Here is a 20314-nt window from a genome sequence, read left to right as displayed (position 1 = left end):
TAATATTTCAATATTAACTTTAATATATTATGTTTATAAGGTTTTTAAAATAAAATATAACTTAAAATTAATGCAAGAAGATTATGAATATTAATATATTTTATTTTTTAATTGGATATGCGGTAGTATATACAGCTTCTAAATGCTTTATACTTGTTTTAGTATAGTTTTGTGTAGTAGATAGACTTTTATGACCTAATAGTTCTTGAAGAGAGCGTAAATCTGCACCATGCTCAAGCAAATGTGAAGCAAAACTATGTCTAAATGAATGAGCAGTTAAATGCTGCGGTAAACCATAAAAATGCTTTAATTTAATTAATTCACGATTAAATACCGGTGGTTGCAATTTCTTACCCTGCTTTCCTCTAAATATGGGTTCATTATCACCTAACTTATACGGCAATATTTCTAAATATTGGGTAATTAAATTTTTAGCAATCGGTAACCACGGAATTATTCTTTCTTTACTACCTTTACCTATTATTCTTATAAATTCTAGATTTTGTAGATGAAGTTTCGTAATTGATNCCGATATACGTAGACCTGAAGCATATATAAGGACAAGTAGGGCTTTATTTCTAAGTTCTACCCACTTAACATTCCCGTATTCTTCAATATGTTCAAGTGATATTACTACATCATCTTCCGATAAAGCTTTTGGTAACAATTTAGTCTTTTTAGGAGATTTTATAGAAAAAATTATATGACTATTTAATTGTGTTGTTTTCTCTAAAAACCTATAAAAATTTTTTACTGCAGATAAACCACGTGAAATTGAAGAAGCGGTAAAATTATCACAGTTACGTTTTGCAAGCCAACTTCGGACTAATCTGATATCTGCGGTTTTAATATGATTTATCGTTACAAGCTCTGAATTATAATAATTCATAAACTCAAGAAAATGCTTAAGGTCATTATTATAAGAAACTACTGTATGATTAGAGTAATTTCTTTGCAAAACGAGGTATTTTTGCCACTTATTTATTAACGCTTGAATTGATGTATCTAACATTTATAAAAACTTAACTATTTTTAATATTATTCTTAATGCTAACAATTATTAACTCATAATTTTATAAATGTGAGCATGAATTGAGGATTTATACATATACGTAACCTATAAAACACAAAAAATTTTTTAGGATAATGAATAATGTGAAATAATACACAATTTTAGATTTAATGAAATCCTATATGAATCCAGAATTTCATATGAGTTCTATGAAAAATATCCCTAGTGTAGATCTAGCATCTATCACAAATACAATGCAAAGAGCTATGAATATTCTTTTAATAACTAACCAAATTGCTACAGAAAGCATGCTATCTTTGCTTAAGAAAAATTCCGAAATTATACAAAATAATGTTAATACTATTTTGAATACTACTAAAGAAGCAGCAACTTCTAAAGATTTCAAACAAGCTAGTGAATGTCATCAAAAATGTTTTAAATCTATTTATATCTTTTAGCTACTGGATTCCTGCTTCGCAAGAATGACATAGTGAGAATCTCCTCTCAGTTGCTCGCCTTTCTGTTTAACCAATTTTGTAAATAAGATTCTGATAACTCCTGATCTTCTATAATAATTACATTTTCAGNATTACGTTTATCGGCAGCAGCCGTGAAATTAAACGAACCGGTTATTACTTTCTTTTTATCAATAATTATAACTTTATTATGAGCGATTCCCGGTACTTTATCTATATATACATCAATTTTTGCTCGTTGTAATTCATGTAATTTAGAAAATTTTTGCTTTAAATTACTACGATCAAGCAATATTCTAACCTTTACTCCTCGCGCTTGTGCATTAATAAGTGCAGTAGTAATTAACGCATCGCTCATACCGTATGCCTGCATATAAATAGATTCTTCAGCTTTATCTATCTGATTGGCTATAAACTTAGTACAACCGGCAGGCGGAGTAAAACATGTACTAACTTTACTTCTTGAAAGCTCTGAAATATTGTAATGCTTTATTTGCAGAGCAGATAAAGCTAATGATTTTTGACTTATTAGATTAGTAAAATAATCCGGATTCTGTCCATAAATACCTAAAGCAATTCCCAAAATAAAGGCACTAGATATTTCTATAAATTTATTATTTTTTCTCTTCATGACTTATTTATATTTTAGGCATTGCATAGATCGACTTTTCCGTCATTGCGAGGAAAATTACAAAGTAATTGACGAAGCAAAATCTCATGAGATTGCCATGCAGCCTATGGCTGCTCGCAAGGACGATTTAGTATCCCCACAAACAACACCTACTTCCTTACGTAATTTCCTGGAGCTTCTTCAATAACCTCTAGATTCTGATAATCTAAAGAATCTACTAGCTTATTATCATTATTTTTTATAAGCCAATAATTCCACCATGAGCCTTTATATTCCATAGCTTTCATAAGCCACTCATGACTACTTAAACTTAAGTAGTCATTAAACCGATAATTATATTTAGCACTAGCGGGAGGGTTAACTACAAACTGCTACATGCCCTGAATCCGTGAGACAAAAAATCTTATGTCCGTTTAATAATACGAAAAAAGAGTTACAATTAACTTTTCCAAGATCTATTTTTGTTCAGAGTACCTCTAAATTATTAGACTCTTTTAGCAAGTTATTGCAATATGTATTTTGTAAATATTCCTCATACATTTTTGCCAGCAAATTAGTAGAATCCGCATTCCAATATAGCAAATCAAAAGGCATCGGTTTTTTACCGCATAAGTAATTATTGATAAAAAACGTCCAAATTAAATCATTAGCCCTACGTGAGGATCAAAAAATATGAAATAACAACGCCAATTTTTCAAATTAAACGACTATACCTTATATCTTTAAACTATTCCACAGACTATTAACCTTATCGATAACTTCCTGACTCATTTCTATTTTTTTACCCCATTTTCTATTTGTCTCAGGGTATATTTTATTGGTTGCATCTATTCCCATTTTACTACCAAGGCCTGACTCAGGAGATGCAAAATCCAAATAATCTATTGGGGAATTATCTATAAAGCTCGTATCACGCCTTGGGTCGCTTCTTGTTGCTATTGCCCAAATTACTTCTTGCCAATTACGAACATCAATATCGTCATCTACAACTATAATAAACTTACTATACATAAAGTGCCGTAAGTAAGACCAAATCCCAAGCATTATTCTTTTAGCATGACCGGGATAGGATTTTTTAATCGATACTACTGCAACTCTATATGAACAACCTTCAGGTGGAAGCCAAAAATCGACTATTTCCGGAAATTGTTGCTGTAATATAGGAATAAAAATTTCATTTAATGCTTCACCTAAGATTGATGGCTCATCAGGAGGTTCTCCTGTATAGGTGCTTAAATATACTGGATTTTTCTTCATCGTTATTGCGGTAACCGTAAATACAGGAAATTCCTCAACATCATTATAATATCCGGTGTGATCCCCAAAAGGACCTTCAGGCAAATACTCCTCTAAACTTACATAGCCTTCCAGAACTATTTCACTATGTGCAGGTACTTTGAGGTCAATAGTTTTGCATTGTACCAACTCTACTTTTTTATTACCGAGTAAACCAGCAAAATTATATTCCGAGATATTCTCAGGTATCGGCATAACTGCTGCCAAAGTTACCGCTGGATTTGCCCCGATAACGATAGCAGTAGGAAAAGGTTCTTTTTTTGCTTCTTTCCAACGTTTATGATGCTCTGCTCCCCCCCGTAACTTTAACCAACGCATCAATAGCTTATTTTCTGAAATAACCTGCATTCTATATATGCCAAGGTTGTAATTATCGATTTTATCTTTTGTTGGACCTTTAGTAAATACTATACCCCAAGTAATTAAAGGCGAAATATCATCCGGCCAACATTTTTGGATCGGCAATATATTAATATTCGGTTTGTCAATGACGATTTCATGACAAGCTGCTTTTGATACGGTTTTAGGAGACATAGCAAATATACGCTTAGCAAGCGGTAACATTGACAATGTTTCTTTAAAAGATGCGGGTGGTTGCAGCTGTTTAAGGAATGCTAGTAAAACGCCAAGTTCTCTTAATTCTTTGGGTGACTTAAGTTTAAGCCCCATACAAATACGATTTATACTAGCATAAAGATTAGTTAGAACAGGTATGTCGGACTTAATGCCGTCGAATTTTATAACATTTTCAAAAAGTAATGCAGGTCCGCCTTGTGCTAATACTCTTCTACTAATTTCAGTAATTTCTAAGTCAGTTTTAACCTCAAGAGCAATACGCTTTAACTCACCGTTTTTTTCTAAAAATTTTAAAAACTCCGGTAAATCTTTAAAGCTCATAGTTTTTTTTGTTTATAATGTGCGGCTTATTTTTGCGAGCAGCCATAGGTTGCGTGGCAATCTCATTAAATATCCTGAGATTGCTTCGTCAATTACTTCGTAATTTCCTCGCAATGACGATACGGTATGACCTGATGGATTTCGCTACTTACTAAAATTAGCTTTTACCTGCATATCATTCTGAATAATTGTGTAGTTAATTAGCTCATCAATTATAGAATTTTTAATATTATATATTATATTTTTTTCTGAATTGACATGAATATTTTTAGCTGTTAATTCATCGATACTACTAGATTTAATATGTGCAAAATATACTTCATCACCTACTTGAAATACAGGCGTATTACTTCCTATTGTAGTATTAAAAATTGATAATAATATTTCAGGAGTTAGTGTTAGATCATTTTCCATTTCGGACCTAATATAGCTCTTTTTGCTTATTTTTATTCCGGTAGCTTTAAGCTCTTTTATGTTCTCTTGATCTGAATTATATTCCTTTGCTAAATCCTTGATAATTTTTAAGTTTACATCTGCAATATTCCGCTTTATCCAAGCTTTATTTACCTGCTCTTTAATAGCATCAAATTCAGGTATTTTTGCCGGCTGAATAGATTTTAATTCTACCAATATAAGATAGCTTTTATCCTCTGTTTCTATAGGATAAGATAATTCACCTTCCGAAAGCTCAAAAATACTATCGGCACTTTCAGCAATTATTTTATCTTCAATAAGCTCTGCATAACTGATATAGTTAACGTTTTGTATCGGTAGCTTATATTTTTCGGCAATTTCAACTAAGCTAGAACCGGCTGCTGTCTCATCTTCCAGCTTTTTAGCAAACTCCATATTAAGTATGTCGATTTTTTGAGCCTTTAATAAATCATGTAATTGTTTTTGTACCGCTTCAAAACTTTGATCACCGAATTCATCTTTATTTTCATTATAAAATTCTAACAACTCATCTTGAGTAACTGAGACTTTTAAATCCTTAATATTAGCTTTAATATAAGAAAAGCTGCGTTTCTCAGGTACCTCAAACGCGGTTTTATTATCTTGGTAAAAATCCTTCAATTGCTGACCGGTAGGAGTAGGGATTTGTAAATCTTTTGGTTTATTTTGTAAATCTATTTGTATTAATTCTACTTCTCTTTTTTCAGCCATATAATCTACTATATTGTCAGTCATAGCTTTAGGAACATAGAAACTTTCTATAAAAGTACCAACAAAAATATTTTTTAGAGCTTTTTCTTTGAAGTTTAATAAATATTTTTCTTCATCCATATAAGAATTTCTAAAATAAGTTTTAAAAATTTTTATATTGAAAACACCTTGCTCATTTTTAAAAACCGGTGATTCTTTAACTAAAATTTTAACTGTATCACCACTTAGATCTAAGTCATAATAACTCACTAAATAATCTAAGACATTATCGTAAACAAGCCTTTTTAGGATTCGGTTATCAATATTTAACTGTGCTATTTCTTCATCCGTTAAACTTGTTCCCGTTTGCTTACTTATAGCATTAATTTCTAAAGATTTTGCTCTCAAAAAATCTTCCTGGGAGATATTTTTCACATGAGAAAAAGTAACAATATCGCCGCTTCTTCTTCCATTTAATACATCTTTAATACCAAAGCCGACAAAAGCAAAAGCTATCATTGCGAATAAAACCCGCATTATAAAACTATCGGCAGTTTTTCTAATATTATCTAACATAATTTTTTATTTAAGTTTTTATCTTCATTGCAAGGAAATTACGAAGTAAGTGACGAAGTAATCTCAGGATATTTGACGAGATTGCCACGTTGCTTCGCTCCTCGCAATGACGCTTCTCAAAACTACATTATAAAGCAAAAAAGCCTATATAGTCAAACTATGTAGGCTTTTTTTATGATTATAGAACAGTTAATTAAAAATTCACACGAACTTTTACACTACCTTGCTGAGCAAAATACTTACTTCCAATATTGGTATCGTAGTTAATCCTGTATTCCATCATTTTATGCTTAGCAGTAACACCGACACCGACATCAAAACTTGTTTTGCTTTGCTTAAAGCTGTTGGTTGGAAGAGGAGCAGTCATACCTTGTAATCTTGCATCAATCGCCGAAACTTTATTCTTGAATGCATAATCGACCATTGCGTAAAGCTCAGGTGTTAGCACTATTTCATTGACATTGATATTACTTGATACTTTAGCACCGAGTAAACCGTCGAAAGTATTATAGTTCTTGCCTTTAACGGTCAGATTTTGGTAAGTAGTACCGGTTTCCTTATAGCCCTTATCTTTGATAGTCGAATATCTAAGCCCAGCTAGCGGTGTTAAGTTAATGTTCTCAGGCATCATATAGGTATAACCAGCCATTAACTGACCTGTATAGCTTTCGGATTTATACTTACCGTTTGCAGTTTGATAACCGACAGTCTCTAGTGTCGTTGCAATAACACGTCTTGATTTGCTTCTTATCTTATTATCTGAGTAAGATGCTATAGCTTCAACGAAGAGATTTTCATAAGGTACATTATATAAACCGTATAAAGAATAGATATTGCTCTCTACCTTATTCTTATCGCCCGTTTTATTATTTTTTAGCTTAATGTCAGTATCAGCTCTTGTATATGCAAGCCCGAGTGCTAGATCATCGCTAACGAAGCCGTCAAAACCTATAGTGCCACCAGTTGTATCAGACTTATAACCACTTATACTGTTACACATCTTCTTCGTTGCATTACCGACAAACGGGCTTATCCACGCACCAAACTTAGCATCCATATCTTCATCACCAGAAGAAACAGGACCTTTATTCCCTGATTGTACTTTATCCATTCTAGCATTTAGAGCAGTTATATTACTTGATATATTACTCGCTATAACTTGATTATGAACGGCAGCTATAGTGTCGCTAGGTTTTACAACATCTTGCATGAGATGAGTTGTAGCATCTGCTTCCTGTAGCGGTGTCATTAGACCAAAGTTATTGAAAGCTTGACGTGCATCTGAACCATTGGGAGCATCCTCCATTAACTCAAGCGATTTCTTTATATTTGCAGCATTTGGGATATTTGCAAGCGGTCCACCCGGTGCAAAATCTTCATCTATAACATCTGCAGCTATATCCTCTGCAAATAACGTTAAAGTCGATGCATCAAAAGTAAAGTCAACAAAACGGTTGTCATTATTAATAGTTATTTTAACATTCTCTTTAGGAGTAGGCTTTAAACCACCTGCTGTTTCTGCAGATATTACCGTATATTTTGTATCTGGGCTTATATTATTCATGTCGAAATTAGTAGCAGTCACAACAAGTGCTAAAGTTGAAACCCCTGATAAATCAAGAGTACTACCTGATTTAATTAAGATATTACCACCTGACTTAGCTGCTCCGTCAAAAGTAGTATTTAAGGTTAGCGTATCGGTAAAGCTACCGGTACCAGTATATGTTACTTGATTTGCACCTAAAGTAAGTGTAGTACCGCCACCTGTTATATTACTATTAAAGGCTAGGCTATTGCCGAAATTAATAGTAGCACTGTTAGCTACAAAGCTGGTAGCCGTTACATTTTTAGCAAAACTAGTGATAGAACCTTTGGCTAAAGTAACCGCACCTGTATTAGTGAATGTATTGGCAAAACTTGTAGTACCGCCAAGTGTCGCCGTACCTTTTGCGTTAACACTGCTTGCAAAACTTGTAGCACCTGCCGTTGTGATATCACCAACCAAATTAGCCGCAGTCCCTACAACACCGCTAACACTACCACCATTCATGAAGTTTAGCTTCAGAGCTTGACCACCGGTTTTATTTATACTGCCTGTTAAGTTAAAGTGTGCAGGTAATGTTAAAGTATTTGTGCCTGTACCTTGGATTTCGCCGATTTTAACGTTACCGCCTTTGGCAATAGTTACATTTCCTGCACCTACTTTTAACATAGCAATCCCGTTTACTCTATTAAGATTACTTGCACCTAAAACTATTAACGTACCGTTATTAGTACCGCCGGTATTTTGGACTGCTCCTGCAACATTTACATTGTTATTTAATATTACCGTACCGTTTTTTGCATTAAAATCTAAGAAACCACCAATATTACCGGTTTGAGTTAATTGTACAGCATCATTAAATAAAACTACATTTGCCGTAGTAGCTCCAAGTTCTAATTGACCTGTAATATCAAGCACTATATTTGTTGTATTAAAAGTGGTACCTGCCGTACTACAATCTCCCGCTCCTTTGAACAATATAGTTTGTAACTTATGAGCTCCACCAAACGTCTTGCCTCCGGCTATCGTTAATTTTTTTCCTGCATTTACAGAATTTAATATTACTATACCCTCATCATCATTATCAGGGTCTATATTCGCACCTAGTGTGATCGTACGGTCGTTTCCTGAACTATTTTGTAATACTAATTGAGCATCCGCATGTGCAAATTGAATATTTCCTGCCGGTATATTTAAATTACCATTATTTGCATCAATCGTATAAGTAGCATCGTTTATTTGTATAGCACCAGCATTAAATGCTGTATTACTAGTAAAATCTGCATTATTGTTAATAAGCACGTTCTGTATACCTTCTAAATTTACATCGTCAGTTATTGTAACGGCATTATAAATAAGTAAAGTGTTAAATTTATTACCGCCTCCATCACCGATATTTCTAGCGGTACCTGCTACATTACTCCCAATATTCAGACCATTAACCCCACCATTAAAGACTACCGTACCTTCATCAGCACCGGGAGCTACTAAATCAGCTGCTAATAATATATTATTTACTCCGACTCCGGTTAAGTTAGAAAGTACTAAAACAGAATCTCGAGCTCTAAAATTAATATTTTGAGCATTTAATATAGTAACATCACCAACACTTGCATCAATTGCAAAAAGATTACCAGCCCCAATATTGATTTCTGCAACTGTTCCTATAGTTAAATGATATGCCGTAAGTAACTTTGTATTAATATTTAATATAGCATTATTGCCGTTTGCTATAGCTCCTTTAAAATAATAAGGGATTGCTTTACCACCACCATCAAGAGGTCCGTTAAACTCTAAAGTACTCCTGGCTCCAAAATCTATATTATTCGCAGCTAGGCTTCCTCCAGCTTGTAATGTTATTCCTGCTCCTACATTCACTGTTGCTAATGCATTTGTATTACCTATATTCCCAGTTACTGTACTATTACCAGTAAACGTTACTATACCATTATTTGCATTACCGGTATTATCTATCGCTCCGGTCACCACTACAGGATTCGTAAATGTCACTGCTGACACATTATCCGTTAAGTTTATTGTACTCGCTTTTACCACTCCGCCTTGTACTTGTAGCAAACCTGCTCCTACATTCACTGTTGCTAATGAATTTGTATTACCTATATTCCCAGTTACTTGACTTAACGCACCATTTAAATTTAAGACACCTACATTATCACCACCTGTGGTGTTATCAACCGCACCTGTTAATATTGCATTTGCATTTGTAAGGGTTAATACCGACGCAGCATTCGTTAATTTAGTCGTAGTAGCTTTAATAACCGATCCTCCTAACGTGGCTGTACCTGCTCCTACATTCACTGTTGCTAATGAATTTGTATTACCTATATTCCCAGTTACTGTACTATTACCAGTAAACGTTACTATACCATTATTTGCATTACCGGTATTATCTATCGCTCCGGTCACCACTACAGGATTCGTAAATGTCACTGCTGACACATTATCCGTTAAGTTTATTGTACTCGCTTTTACCACTCCGCCTTGTACTTGTAGCAAACCTGCTCCTACATTCACTGTTACTAATGAATTTGTATTACCTATTGTTCCGTTAATGGCAGCATCTGTCTTGACAGTTATTATACCTCCTCCATCTATATTTCCTGCAAGTGTTATCTTTGCCGAAGCTGCAGATTGTATAATTAGTGCAGCATTCGCTCCCCCTAAAGCTATATTTCCTAAACCTGTATAATTATCGGCAGGCGCATCAAAACCATGATTTGCAGCAACAGCATTATTACCATTTAAAGTTAAGCTTTTGCCGGTAGCAATAGTAACAGGCAACAAGTTACCTTTCGTTATAATCGAACCAACGACGGTATTTTGAGTAATATTTAGACCTACGGGAGTAGTACCCACAACATTTATAGCCGTAATAATACGATCGGCTGCATCTGCAGTGACAGTATAATCACCACCGTAAGTAAATGCCCAATTGTTTTGAGGAGCGCCAGCAGGAGTACCATTAACTACCCCTTCAGCCGTTATCTCATTCCAATTATTATCGCTAACATTATGACTAAATGCTGCATTATTAGTAGCAATAACACCTGCAGCAACACCGAGTGCCCCACTACTACTCAGCATTATCGCTGCGGTTGAGGTGGTGAATAAAGCGGCTTTAAGACCTTGTTGTATTGCTTTTTGAAATAATTTTGGAGAAATATTCGCCATATGTAAAACCTTAATAAAAATTAAATCACTTAAAAAGTGTTATAACGCAACTTGTTATAACGCAACTTTTTTAGTATGTCTATTATAATTAATAACATAGATGATATTTTTATGTATAGATTATATGCGTAGCGGTGTTGGCCTTGTTGCATGGCTTGAGAAATCTGCTGGGTGTCATCCCGTGGACAAACCATGGGATGACAGGGAGGAAATCGCTCCACGCGGGCAATGCCCGCTCGCAATGACTATTTAGTATCCATATTCTCCTAACACCTTAATACATATAATATTCAGAAGCATTAGTTTTGAGCAATAATTCTGTAGCCGGGACACAATGATTACTCTTCACCATAACCAGCGGTGTTAGACCTGATTTATCACGATAATTAATATACTAATATACGCAGTGTGTTCAATTAAAACTGTATTAATTCTTCACCGCAATTAGCTTTTATAGCATGATGCAGAGCTATACGTCCTAATTGCTCTTTGTACTGGGCATCAACACCTTTACTATATCAATAAAGTTTCTACTAACTCTAAATCACCGGCATATATTGCTTTTTTTAAAAGCTTTTGTCCTAAAGCTTTATCAAATTCGAATGTCAATGATAAATATATTTATGTTATTCCTGCAAAAGCAGAAATCCAGCATAAAGCGAGCTTTAAATTTCAAAAATTTGCTGTATCTACAATTTTTTCTTGGATTCCTGCTTTCGCAGGAATAACATAAGAGCCATGCAACAACGCCTACGGCTGCGTAGCGCATGACGAAAAAATACCCTACCTCTCAGGCAATAATATCTCTCTTTTACCTGTATGATTCGGTGGTGAGACTATTCCCTCTTTCTCCATCTTCTCAACTAAGTTGGCAGCCTTGTTATAGCCAATTCTAAGCGACCTTTGGATATAGCTAATGGAAGATTTGCGTTCGTCACACACTATTTGCACAGCTTTTTTGTAAAGCACGTCATCAGAGGTGCCGTCACCGATATCAATGCTACTATCGTCTTCTTCAGGTTGCTCGGTAACGGCAGAGATATATTCAGGCGTACCTCTCTCTTTCAAATATTCCGTAATTTGCTCAATTTCGGCTTCATTAACAAACGGTCCGTGTACCCTACTTATCTTGGAAGTACTCCCCATAAATAACATATCACCCATACCGAGTAACTGCTCGGAACCTTGCTCTCCTAAAATCGTTCGGCTATCGATTTTAGAGGTAACTTTAAAACTAATACGACTTGGAAAATTGGCTTTAATGACACCAGTAATAACGTCTACAGAAGGTCTTTGCGTTGCCATAATAATATGGATGCCTGCCGCTCTTGCCATCTGAGCAAGCCTTTGAATCAGCATTTCAATATCCTTACCGGCAACTAACATTAAATCAGCCATCTCATCAACAATAACCACTATGTAAGGCAGTTTTTCCATGTTCATTGTAACGGTTTCGTAAATAGGCTTACCTGTTTCAGGGTCAAAACCAGTTTGAATCGAACGCTCAATTACCCTATTCTCTTTAACTGCTTCTAAGATTTTTGCATTATAACCTGCGATATTCTTAACACCGATATTGCTCATCATTCTATAACGGTTTTCCATTTCCTTAACTGCCCATTTAAGAGCAACTACCGCTTTAGAAGGCTCGGTTACCACAGGAGTTAGCAAATGCGGTATTCCATCATAAGCCGATAATTCAAGCATTTTCGGATCAATCATGATAAAGCGACATTCTTCAGGAGTATAGCGGTATAAGAGCGACACAATCATCACATTAATACCGACGGATTTACCTGAGCCGGTGGTTCCTGCTACTAATAAATGAGGCATTTTAGCAAGATCGGCAATCAGCGGCTTACCTGCTAAATCTTTACCCAAGACTAATGGCAATAAAGTTGATTTGTCTTGGTATTCTGGGGTCTCTATAAGTTCTTTTAAGCAAAAGAATTCACGCTGCTTATTAGGAAGCTCAATACCAAGTACATTTTTGCCGGGTATGACTGCTATCCTTGTTGATAAAGCAGATAGTGAGCGTGCTATATCGTCAGATAATCCTACTACCCTTGATGTTTTCGTACCTGCTGCCGGCTCAAATTCATATTGAGTTACCACCGGTCCTTGATTGATATTAATTATCTGCCCTTTAACTCCAAAATCATTCAGCACGGTTAATAACTCTTCAGCCTTTTGTTTAAGCTCTGAGGACGAAGCTCCTTTTACATGATGTTTTTCAGGATCACGTAATAACGAAATAGGCGGCAATTCTGCTATTTCGCTTTGAGATATTTTAGGACTAACAGGTTTGCTAAAGAATTTTATAGGATTTGCAGGTACGGATCTTGCTTCTTCAGGAAATTTTACTTTTTCACTTACAGGCTTTTGGTAAGAAGAAGTTATATTTAACTTATCATTGTTTTTAGTAGGGAATAATCTTATCGACGACAATCGTGAAAATACATTATGTAAAAAAGATTGTATCCGATAGATTAAAAATTTCCCTAGCTTAATAATAAAATTACTCAAAGAAGTAAATTTAATTTCAAATAAAACAACTAATATAATAAAGGTAAAAAATATTAATAATAAGTATAGTTGATTTGTAAATCGCTCAAAAAAATTAGAAGCTATTATTCCGATAGCTCCACCTGCATTTGCCGGTATGAATTCTAGCTTAATCTTAGATAATAATGTGCTACTGCTAACGAGAGCAAGCAACATTACAAACATACGGATAAATGAGCCGCGATATCTTCCATACCAACAATTTCTCCCCCAAACAAAGCAAGCAAGCGGTATGATAAAAGCAGCCAACCCAAAAAATTGATATAAACAATCCGATAAATAAGAGCCAAAAATTCCTACTAAATTACTATGGTACTCTGTTGTGACCGAGTTAAACGATGGGTCATCTATATTATATGACGTGAGAACAGTAACAATCCCAAGCCCGATTATCCCTAAGATAACCGCTTGTACCTTATTGTTTGAAAGAATTTTATTTATGTAATATAGCATAGTTTTAAATATTAAGCTAAATTATGAGTTTTATATCTTTTTCTATAATACTCTATAGGATTTTCACTAAAAAAATAATTATTACTGTTATAAAAGTAACCAACATATTAAGCAATGTCCCATTATCAGCCCAATATGAAATAACAGGTAATATATTATACAAGACAATTAAATGACAACAATATATTGGGTAGAGAGTAAAGCAATTAATTTGTCTAACGTATTATCTTTGGTTAATTCAAATATTTTTCCTAAAGATAGAGCAAATAAACAATAAAAAAGTAATTTTTTTAGTTGAGGCTCTATTGGGATAAACGGAAAAGTAATAATTATTAATATATAAATAGAGTAATTGACTAAGCCAAGACTTTTTTTCGTTTATTTCTTGATTAGTATAAATATAAAATGCTTGACTACCAATTAAGAAAACTGCAAGTTCAGAAGGAAAGAATCTATAAGACCAAGAATCTCCTATAAATCCATTAAACTGAAGAATAATTCTAGTAATTAAAGATATACAAATTATGGATAAAATATAGATATTTTTCTTTTGTAGAATCCAAGGTGCCATTAAATAAAAAGAAATTTCTAGCCCAATTGACCAACCAGGAGGTATCAACAAAAATTGATAAAGAGGAGGCGTGGAGTCAATAAAGTATTTTGTAAAATGTACTGTATTATTATTAATTCCAATAAACATAAACATTGTTACATCTTGCAACAACATTGTTAGGTTTGCAAAAATTAAAAAAAACAGCCGGAAATGAAAGATTACACAATTGCTTAAAAAAGAAAATTTTTGCTGCAAGAAGAAAGTAACTAAAATACAAAAGATATAAGTAGGATAAAGCCTTAAATATCTACGTTTCCAAAATTTTATTTTGCTTGTATAATTGCTCTGAATCATAGCCATATAAAAGCCGAAAATCATGAAAAAAGATTGTACTGCAATTGTTGTACCTATAAATTTAAGCAATGGATGAGAAGTTGAATGTGCAGCCACAACAGAAAGAGCAAATAATAACCTCACTACACCCATTATGTTAAATAATTATATTAGCAATTATATAATATCCAAAACCTATATCAAATAACATAGCAGCACTTCTCACAAGAATAGGATAAGTTATTTACATTAAAAGAGCCATTTTGTATTATGAAAATATATTTTTTTGAGGGGAAGGTAACCAAAATTCATGACCATAAAAATCCACACGGGAAAAGATTTCATAAAGATGCGGGCAGCAGGAAAATTAGCTGCAGAGACGCTCGATTTTATTACTGATCACGTAAAACCGAATGTCACTACTAATAGTTTAAATGGCCTTTGTCATAATTTTATTACTTCTCATAATGCCATTCCTGCACCGTTAAATTACAAAGGCTTTCCGAAATCGATTTGTACTTCTATAAATCATGTGGTGTGTCACGGCATTCCAAACGATAAACCGTTAAAAAACGGTGATATAGTAAATATTGATGTTACGGTAATTTTAGACGGTTGGTACGGTGATACTAGCCGTATGTATTATGTCGGTGACGTAGCAATTAAGCCCAAGCGTCTTATTCAAGTAACTTATGATGCAATGATGAAAGGGATTGAAGTAGTTAGACCCGGTGCTAAACTCGGTGATATCGGATATGCTATTCAAAGCTATGCCGAGAAACATAATTATTCTGTGGTTAGAGATTATACGGGTCACGGTATCGGAAGAGTTTTTCATGACGAACCGTCAATATTAAATTACGGTCGCAGCGGCACGGGTCTAACGTTAGAAGAAGGGATGTTTTTCACCGTTGAACCTATGATAAATGCCGGTAATTATGACACTATATTAAGTAAACTAGATGGATGGACAGTTACTACACGTGATAAATCATTATCGGCCCAATTTGAGCATACTATAGGCGTGACTAAAGACGGTTTTGAAATATTTACATTATCACCTAAAAAACTTGATTATCCTCCATACTAAACTGTAGGGTAAAAATTGATTTTGTTGTATGGCTATCTATGTCATTCCCGCGGGACATTGTCGCGTGGATCAAAAAACGCACTCAGTGTCATCCCGTGGCTTGACCACGGGATCCAAAAAGCATTTAACAAAGACTAGATCCTGCAATCAAGTTAGCTAGGATGACATTAAAGATTACTGGATTCCCGCTTTTATCTAGGAATGACATCAGCAACATTTTACTTTATTTATAATTTGAATAAACATAAAGAATGTTAGAAAATAATTTGTTAGAATTTAGTAATGATGAAATAATAGATACGCCTCATTATATAGGTCACCGTAAAAGAGTAAAAGAACGTTTCGTTACCGCTGGAGCAGAACATTTTTCTGATTACGAATTACTTGAAGTAATGTTATTGTCGGCTATCCCTCGTAAAGACATAAAACCTCTTGCTAAAAAATTACTTGATCATTTGATATTACGGATTTAATTAACCTTGATAAGGAAAGGCTACTTAGTATTAAAGGCACCAATGAAAATTTATATATCAATTTTGCTCTATGTGAGCTGATACATTAGAGTATTGAAACAAAAAATAATAAATAAAAATATTAATGCTTCTTGGAGTTCTTGGATTGATTATTTAAAAGTTAATATGGGCAATATGCGACTCGAGCAATTTCGTATATTATTTTTGAATAAGAAAAATATTTTAATTGCTGATGAGGTTTTAAGTCAAGGAACTATAGACCAAGCTGCGGTATATCCACGTAAGATAATTAAACGAGCTTTATTTAATGAAGCAAGCAGCCTTATACTTGTGCATCATCATCCAAGCGGTAGCCCTGAACCTTCAAAAGCCAACATTCATATGACAAATAAGATAGTAGAGACATGCCAAACCATAAATATTATAGTTTTAAATCTAATATGTTCCTATGAATATAAATAGCTACAGCACATTATTTATTTTTTCTTTTATATCCACCGCTATATTAACATATATATTAACTAAATATCTTCCTACTATCGGTTTAGTTGATATACCAAGTAACCGTCGTTCTCATGATAAGATAACACCGCGCGGCGGCGGTCTTGCTATTGTAGTTGTTGTAATGATTGCTTTGAGCGGGTTTGAATATATAACGAGCAATAACTTTGTTAATTCAATAAAAATATTACCGTTATTATTGGCAATTGCTTCGATTTCCTTTTTAGATGACTTAAAAGCCGTACCTATTCTAATGCGTTTAATAGTCCACTTAATTTGTGCAGCTTTTGCTATTTTTCTTTTTGCGCAGCTAAACTCTGTACATATACTAATATATTCTATTTTAGTTATAGCTTTAAGCGGTTTTATTAATATATATAATTTTATGGACGGTATAGACGGTATGAGTTGTGTGGAATCTATCCATCTATCTAGCACTATGCTTATATTATGTTTTTTACAATTTCCGACTATTAATAATCCATATTTTATAGCTAGTGTAAATGTTATTATTCTTGGTTGTTCTTGTGGTTTTTTAATATTTAATTGGCATCCGGCAAAAATATTTTTAGGAGACGTGGGAAGTATTAGTCTTGGATTCTTAACGGGTCTTTGTTTGCTCCTGCTGGCTCTTACAAGCACTAATTTATTTATAGCTTGTGCTATTGCTAGCTTATATTACATCACTGATGCAGTGCTAACCATATTAATTCGGCTACTCAATAAAGAAAAAATTTGGCAGCCTCATTTAAAACATTTTTTTCAAAAAGCAGTACAAAAAGGTAAATCTCATAAACAAGTAGTATCGATTATAGCAGTTTGTAATATATTTTTAATGATCATATCGGTTACATCTTTACATTTTCCCGTAATATCTATAATGCTTGCTTTAGCCGTCATAACTTTAACAGTGCAGAGTTTATTAAAATGAAGCTAATTAAAGAGGATATCGATAAAATAGTTAGGCGTATATTTGCTAAACAACATCCATTGCTGCCTGAAATCATGATTAACTGGAATAAAATAGTCGGGTTTAACTTCAGCACTAAAGCATTACCTTTAAAAATCACCACCTATACTTATAAAAAACAAAAGATTAATACGCTGTTTATACAAGCTGAAAATAATGCTACTGCAGCAGAATTACCTTATTATCAAGATATTATTCTAGAACGTATTAAAATTTATTTAGGCTTTGCAGCAATACATCAAATAAATGTAACGTTTTATAAAGGCAAAAAGAGTCTTTAGATTAAGAGTTTGTTGGCATGAATATCAATGCCCTCTCTACTATAACTCCGCAAGTTTGTAGGTGTTGTTGCCTGGCTCAGTTTATGTCATTCCTGCAGAAGCGAGAATCTAGTAAAACATCAAAAAACAAGTTTTTTTAGTTTACCAAATATGTATATCAATATTGAAGTTATTTTTCTGGATTCCCGCTTCCGCGGGAATGACATAGTACGGGCTAACCATACAACAACTATGCAGCCGTAGGATCTAGGAAAAATAATAAAAATACTGTAAATCAGAATTTTTTACTGGATTGCTTCGTCAATTACTTCGTAATTTTCCTCGCAATGACAAAAAAGCTGAATCATGCGATAATACCTTGTAGTCGCTTAGCTCATGACGTCTCAGTATCCACGTAGGCAATACTAAGACATACAAACAAAAAAAGGAGTCTTTAATAAAGACTCCTTTTTCGTGTTAATAGCTTGTAAAAAGATTTCAGACTAATTACATATCAAATCTTAATCCTACCATTAAGTTATGACCTTTATAATGGGTTCCACCAAATTTAACTTTATCCCCGTCAATAGTTTTAGTGGTATTTTTTGTTTTACCGTAATCTCTCCAGCTATAAACTAGTTCAGCTTTTACACCTTGTGCAACTTCAAATGAAGTTCCTAAAGATAATTGATAAGCAAAGTTAGTTTTGTTTTTAGTAGTACCGTTGAAAATGTCAGTTACACCACCTTTAATATCTTTAGAGTTAATTTTTTCCTTTACAAAAGCAGCACCAACACCTGCACCTGCAAATACTTTAAACATGCTTAAATCGACGAAATCAACATAACCGTTAAGTAATACACTTACAATAGTAGGTTTATTTTTTACTGAGAAAGAATTACCGTCTGGATAAGTTTTTGATTTCTTTAAATGACTACTTGCTACCGTTCCAATTGTTAAATCGGTTCTTAGATTATCCATGATATAGTAACCCGCACCGATCTCACCTGTAAATCCTGTATTAGACTTTATATTATTTAACTTAAAATCTGCTCCTTTAGGTTTTGTTTTGTTAAAAATCACACCACCGGCATTAAGTTTTAAATACCATTGATTTTCCACAGATGATGACATCGATGAATTAGTAGATGAATCTACAGAAGAATTCATATCGCAATCAGCAAATGAAAGACCAGAAGTTAAAAGTGCTGTGCTTGCAGCTGCTATTAAAAGTAATTTTTTCATATTGTTAAATTTTTCCTTTAAATTTTATTAGTTGTTAGTAAAAACGATATTAGATAATAACTTTACAATTTTTACCTAAATTCGATAAAAAATAGCTTTAAGTGACATTTCTGAGTTGTCATCTAATATCACTCTATAGCTTAACCACCACCGCCGGAATCCAGTCTTTTTTTTATTTCTAGATACCGTGGTTAAGCCACGGTATGATATAAAACTATTAATATATTCTTGTTAATTATATATCAAATCTTATACCGGCTGTTAAGTTATGGCTTTGATAATGCATACCACCGGTTGGTACACTTGTTCCTTGGTAAATTACATTCTTACTTTTTGTTCTACCATCATCTATCCAGCTATAAGCTAGTTCTACTTTAACACCGTCGGCAATTTGTGCAGAAGTACCTAAAGTTAGCTTGTAAGAAATATTAGTTCTGTTTTTAGTGTTAGATGAAAGACCGGTTATCCCATTATATGTAATTTTTTCTTTAACTAATGCAGGACCAACACCGGCACCAGCAAAAACATCGAACATATCAAAATTAGTTAAATCTACATAACCGTTAATAAGTAAACGTGTAATAGTAGGTTTATGGCTTGCTGAAACATTAGTACGGGTAAAAGGTGCATTAGTCGCAGCTCCGGATTTCTTTAACTTACCACCGATTATAGTACCTAAAGTTAAATCGGCTCTAAAGTTTTCGGAAATATAATAACCGATACCTAAAGCAACTGGAACAGTTGTATTAGATTTTAATTTAACACCGGTTGCCTTATCTTTTTCTTCATTAAACATTACTGCACCGGTATCTATTCTTAAATACCACCCATGATCCATGCCCTCAGCAAATGATACGCTAGAAGACAAAATTGTTGCACTTGTAGCAGCTATTAAAAGTAACTTTTTCATGATTAACACCTCAAATTAAATAATTAAATATTATCTTGATGACATAACATATTATATTTTTTAGTTCTATATTTAATCGGCAATTAGATTCATATAATAAAACTTTTATTAAGTTTTGTGACAAAATAAACACATATAGTTAATTCATGTTATTTTAGGTTCTGTGAAGATTTCTAATTGATTTGTTATTTTGAG

15 protein-coding genes and 3 pseudogenes are annotated in these 20314 nt (G+C 33.6%); 6 read left to right on the top strand and 12 right to left on the bottom strand.

Features of this window, described 5'->3' with window-relative positions; all coding sequences use genetic code 11:
• Positions 1 to 100: 100 nt before the first annotated feature.
• Positions 101 to 527: pseudogene (locus BG75_RS09390) on the bottom strand (tyrosine-type recombinase/integrase); the annotation flags it as partial.
• A gap of 1 nt (position 528) precedes the next feature.
• Positions 529 to 1012 (bottom strand): site-specific integrase (locus BG75_RS09385; protein ID WP_252903560.1); only part of this gene is annotated, 484 nt, incomplete at its 3' end.
• A 182-nt stretch (positions 1013 to 1194) separates the two neighbouring features.
• Here BG75_RS09385 and BG75_RS01310 point away from each other — a divergent pair.
• The gene (locus BG75_RS01310) at positions 1195 to 1470 is read left to right on the top strand and encodes a phasin family protein (protein WP_252903559.1); all 276 of its coding nucleotides are present in this window, start codon (positions 1195 to 1197) and stop codon (positions 1468 to 1470) included.
• A gap of 46 nt (positions 1471 to 1516) precedes the next feature.
• On the opposite strand, the pseudogene BG75_RS09380 reads toward BG75_RS01310, so the two are convergent.
• From BG75_RS09380 to BG75_RS01280, 8 genes and pseudogenes are all read right to left on the bottom strand, one after another.
• Positions 1517 to 1599: pseudogene (locus BG75_RS09380) on the bottom strand (phospholipase); the annotation flags it as partial.
• Between the two features lies 1 nt (position 1600).
• A partial coding sequence (pld, locus tag BG75_RS01305; protein WP_252903558.1) for a phospholipase D occupies positions 1601 to 2119 on the bottom strand: 519 nt, incomplete at its 3' end.
• Between the two features lie 149 nt (positions 2120 to 2268).
• The gene (locus BG75_RS08595) at positions 2269 to 2406 is read right to left on the bottom strand and encodes a hypothetical protein (protein ID WP_196242456.1); all 138 of its coding nucleotides are present in this window, start codon (positions 2404 to 2406) and stop codon (positions 2269 to 2271) included.
• A gap of 427 nt (positions 2407 to 2833) precedes the next feature.
• Positions 2834 to 4312, bottom strand: a complete 1479-nt coding sequence (locus BG75_RS01300; RefSeq protein WP_062811145.1) for a UbiD family decarboxylase — start codon at positions 4310 to 4312, stop codon at positions 2834 to 2836.
• A gap of 144 nt (positions 4313 to 4456) precedes the next feature.
• Complete coding sequence (locus tag BG75_RS01295; RefSeq protein WP_062811144.1) at positions 4457 to 6031, bottom strand: SurA N-terminal domain-containing protein; 1575 nt, start codon at positions 6029 to 6031, stop codon at positions 4457 to 4459.
• Positions 6032 to 6224: 193 nt separating this feature from the next.
• Positions 6225 to 10766, bottom strand: coding sequence for an autotransporter outer membrane beta-barrel domain-containing protein (locus BG75_RS01290; protein ID WP_062811143.1), 4542 nt, complete (start codon positions 10764 to 10766; stop codon positions 6225 to 6227).
• Between the two features lie 783 nt (positions 10767 to 11549).
• Complete coding sequence (locus BG75_RS01285) at positions 11550 to 13784, bottom strand: DNA translocase FtsK (RefSeq protein ID WP_062811142.1); 2235 nt, start codon at positions 13782 to 13784, stop codon at positions 11550 to 11552.
• Between the two features lie 238 nt (positions 13785 to 14022).
• Positions 14023 to 14823: an acyltransferase family protein gene (locus BG75_RS01280; RefSeq protein WP_252903557.1), complete on the bottom strand. Its 801-nt coding sequence runs from the start codon at positions 14821 to 14823 to the stop codon at positions 14023 to 14025.
• Positions 14824 to 14980: 157 nt separating this feature from the next.
• Here BG75_RS01280 and map point away from each other — a divergent pair, with 157 nt between their 5' ends.
• From map to BG75_RS01255, 5 genes and pseudogenes are all read left to right on the top strand, one after another.
• Positions 14981 to 15760 carry a type I methionyl aminopeptidase gene (gene map, locus BG75_RS01275; RefSeq protein WP_062811141.1) on the top strand — a complete coding sequence of 260 codons (780 nt, stop codon included), beginning with the start codon at positions 14981 to 14983 and terminating at the stop codon, positions 15758 to 15760.
• Between the two features lie 251 nt (positions 15761 to 16011).
• Positions 16012 to 16322: pseudogene (locus BG75_RS01270) on the top strand (UPF0758 domain-containing protein).
• Positions 16323 to 16326: 4 nt separating this feature from the next.
• Positions 16327 to 16695 (top strand): RadC family protein, encoded by a 369-nt coding sequence (locus tag BG75_RS01265; RefSeq protein ID WP_062811140.1) that lies wholly within the window; start codon positions 16327 to 16329, stop codon positions 16693 to 16695.
• Positions 16682 to 17665, top strand: a complete 984-nt coding sequence (locus BG75_RS01260; RefSeq protein WP_062811139.1) for an MraY family glycosyltransferase — start codon at positions 16682 to 16684, stop codon at positions 17663 to 17665. The genes BG75_RS01265 and BG75_RS01260 overlap by 14 nt, the downstream gene beginning before the upstream one ends.
• The gene (locus BG75_RS01255) at positions 17662 to 17985 is read left to right on the top strand and encodes a DUF721 domain-containing protein (RefSeq protein WP_062811138.1); all 324 of its coding nucleotides are present in this window, start codon (positions 17662 to 17664) and stop codon (positions 17983 to 17985) included. The genes BG75_RS01260 and BG75_RS01255 overlap by 4 nt, the downstream gene beginning before the upstream one ends.
• Before the next feature lie 486 nt (positions 17986 to 18471).
• Here BG75_RS01255 and BG75_RS01250 read toward each other — a convergent pair whose 3' ends face one another.
• Positions 18472 to 19209, bottom strand: a complete 738-nt coding sequence (locus tag BG75_RS01250; RefSeq protein WP_062811137.1) for an outer membrane protein — start codon at positions 19207 to 19209, stop codon at positions 18472 to 18474.
• Positions 19210 to 19444: 235 nt separating this feature from the next.
• Positions 19445 to 20119, bottom strand: coding sequence for an outer membrane beta-barrel protein (locus BG75_RS01245; RefSeq protein ID WP_062811136.1), 675 nt, complete (start codon positions 20117 to 20119; stop codon positions 19445 to 19447).
• Between the last annotated feature and the right edge of the window lie 195 nt (positions 20120 to 20314).

Source organism: Rickettsia endosymbiont of Proechinophthirus fluctus, assembly GCF_001602635.1.
Lineage (GTDB): Bacteria > Pseudomonadota > Alphaproteobacteria > Rickettsiales > Rickettsiaceae > Rickettsia > Rickettsia rickettsii.
This window is presented reverse-complemented; position numbering and strand designations above follow the sequence as displayed.

What these genes read in the sequence shown, in the direction of transcription:
- BG75_RS01310 (WP_252903559.1), top strand. Translation starts at nt 1,195, where the DNA reads ATGAATCCAGAATTTCATATGAGTTCTATGAAAAATATCCCTAGTGTA.
- BG75_RS08595 (WP_196242456.1), bottom strand. Translation starts at nt 2,406, where the DNA reads ATGAAAGCTATGGAATATAAAGGCTCATGGTGGAATTATTGGCTTATA.
- BG75_RS01300 (WP_062811145.1), bottom strand. Translation starts at nt 4,312, where the DNA reads ATGAGCTTTAAAGATTTACCGGAGTTTTTAAAATTTTTAGAAAAAAAC.
- BG75_RS01295 (WP_062811144.1), bottom strand. Translation starts at nt 6,031, where the DNA reads ATGTTAGATAATATTAGAAAAACTGCCGATAGTTTTATAATGCGGGTT.
- BG75_RS01290 (WP_062811143.1), bottom strand. Translation starts at nt 10,766, where the DNA reads ATGGCGAATATTTCTCCAAAATTATTTCAAAAAGCAATACAACAAGGT.
- BG75_RS01285 (WP_062811142.1), bottom strand. Translation starts at nt 13,784, where the DNA reads ATGCTATATTACATAAATAAAATTCTTTCAAACAATAAGGTACAAGCG.
- BG75_RS01280 (WP_252903557.1), bottom strand. Translation starts at nt 14,823, where the DNA reads ATGGGTGTAGTGAGGTTATTATTTGCTCTTTCTGTTGTGGCTGCACAT.
- map (WP_062811141.1), top strand. Translation starts at nt 14,981, where the DNA reads ATGACCATAAAAATCCACACGGGAAAAGATTTCATAAAGATGCGGGCA.
- BG75_RS01260 (WP_062811139.1), top strand. Translation starts at nt 16,682, where the DNA reads ATGAATATAAATAGCTACAGCACATTATTTATTTTTTCTTTTATATCC.
- BG75_RS01255 (WP_062811138.1), top strand. Translation starts at nt 17,662, where the DNA reads ATGAAGCTAATTAAAGAGGATATCGATAAAATAGTTAGGCGTATATTT.
- BG75_RS01250 (WP_062811137.1), bottom strand. Translation starts at nt 19,209, where the DNA reads ATGAAAAAATTACTTTTAATAGCAGCTGCAAGCACAGCACTTTTAACT.
- BG75_RS01245 (WP_062811136.1), bottom strand. Translation starts at nt 20,119, where the DNA reads ATGAAAAAGTTACTTTTAATAGCTGCTACAAGTGCAACAATTTTGTCT.